Below are 1,990 nucleotides of genomic sequence, written 5' to 3' on the forward strand. Positions count from 1 at the left end.
GTCAGAAGGGTGTTCAGGTCGGTCCTCACAAACTGATCTTGAACACCCTTCGTCCGTCTCCAGACACCGCCTGGATTTAGGACTTACTCGTCTAGTGCAGCCCGTCGGCAACGGGCGCGTGCGTGCGCACGACCTGTTGCGCTCGTACGCGGCAGATCTGCTCCAACAGATCGATGACGACCGGGATGTGGCTTTGGCTCGGCTGTTCCACTACTACTTGACGGCCGCGTGCCGTGCGGTCGACGCGGCTCTGCCGAACCGCCGATCGGGCTGGCACATCGATGAGATCGAGACGCCTCGCTTCGCGGACAGCGAGGCCGCCTGGCGCTGGCTGCGTGACGAGCAGCAGAACCTCGCGGTGATACTCACCTCCGTGGACCCCGTGGCGGAGCCGATCCGGTCGGCTGCCGAACAAGTCCTCGGCCTCCTCGCCCAGCACAGCGGTGACCTGCCCGCTGCGCTCACCCACTTCGAACGAGCCTGGCGGCTGACCCCGGCCGCGGGCCACGCGCTGTGGCTGGATCAGGTCGATACGCTGCTCGCCGCGGGTATGCCGAACAAGGCATCGGTCTATCTCAACAACGTGCTGGACCTCCTGCACAGCGCGCGAACAGCAGACGATCGCCTTATCGCGCAGGTAGAGCACCTGCGTGCACAGTGCGCGCTCCTGCAGTCAGACTTCAAGCGCGCGAGCGAGGCGGCGCGGGAGGCTGCGATCCGGTTCCGGCGGGTCGGCGACCGGCGGGCGGCCGTGGTCGCGGAGCTGACGGCCTTGCGCGCCGCGATGTCGCTGGCCAGGGCGTGGCCGGATCTGCCTACCGCCAAGCTGCCGGCGTTCGCGGAGAAGCTCGCCTTGCAGCTCCGCGGGATGGGCCTCGCAGAGGAGTCCGACCACGCGTTGCTGTGGGCAGCCCGGCTTTCGGTGTCGTTCGGGGACGTTGCCGCCGCCCAGCGCTATGTCGAACGCACCGCCGCCCCGCGTGACGGTGCCCCGCTCGACCATGTCGTGTTCCGCTGGCTGGTGAAGGCCGAACTCGCCGCCGAACGGGGCGAGTTCGACGACGCACTGGACTGCGCGTCGTCGGGTCTCGACCGTCTGCTCGCTGCGTTCGACCGGTACGGCGCAACGGATCTGGTGCGCGGTGCCGGGTTGTTCGGTCGTGAGCTCGGCGACCTCGCGGTGCGGATCGCGTTGAAACGGGGTGACAGCCCGGACCCGGAGGACGTGCTGACCTGGCTCGAACGCGCCCGCGCGCATCTGCACCGCCACCAGCCGGCCGCCTCACCCGACCCCGCGGTGTCCGCGGCCGTCGACGACTTCATCCGACTGACCCGCACCGTGCAGCAGCAACGGGTGAACGGCCCGGTCGAGGCCGATGCAGTATTGCGGCACGAGATCGCGCTGCAGCGCGTCAGCCACCTCGGGTGGTGGTCGACGACCTGCGTGGGCTCAGATGCGTTGGTCAGCGTGCACGAACTCGCGGATGCCTTGGAGGACAAAGCCTTCGTGTCGTTCGTGGGCTCCGGTGACACGCTGGCCGCTGTGGTGGTCGCGGACCGCTCGGAGCACCTGGTCCCCCTCGGACAGTTGTCGGAGATGACCGAGCAGGCCCGCAAGTTGCACTTCGACCTTGCCGCGATGGCGCCGGACCAGGTCCCGAAGCCGGTCGGCAACGTGATCGCCTACTCCGCCCAAAACCGGTTGGCGAGCCTGGACACTCAGTTGATCCGGCCGTTGCTGCGGATCATCGGCGACCGCAGCCTGGTGGTGGTTCCCGTCGGCCAGCTCTACGGAGTTCCGTGGGGCAGCCTGCCGAGCCTGCGCGGCCATCCCGTCGTGATCGCACCGTCGGCGACGGCGTGGTTCCGCGCTCTGAACAGCGCCCAGGATGTGCGCCTAGTGCGTGTCCTGTAAGTCATCGGAGCCAGAGCACGATGGCGGCGATGGTGAGTTCGGCCTGGTAGTAGGCGACGCGCTTGGCGTAGCGGG

At 68.3% G+C, this 1,990-nt stretch carries 1 protein-coding gene; it reads left to right on the forward strand.

Features of this window, described 5'->3' with window-relative positions; all coding sequences use genetic code 11:
• Positions 1-94: 94 nt before the first annotated feature.
• Positions 95-1,915, forward strand: coding sequence for a hypothetical protein (locus tag ABZ345_RS47375; RefSeq protein ID WP_359862343.1), 1,821 nt, complete (start codon positions 95-97; stop codon positions 1,913-1,915).
• Positions 1,916-1,990 lie beyond the last annotated feature (75 nt).

This window comes from Lentzea sp. NPDC005914 (assembly GCF_040629405.1).
GTDB lineage: Bacteria > Actinomycetota > Actinomycetes > Mycobacteriales > Pseudonocardiaceae > Lentzea.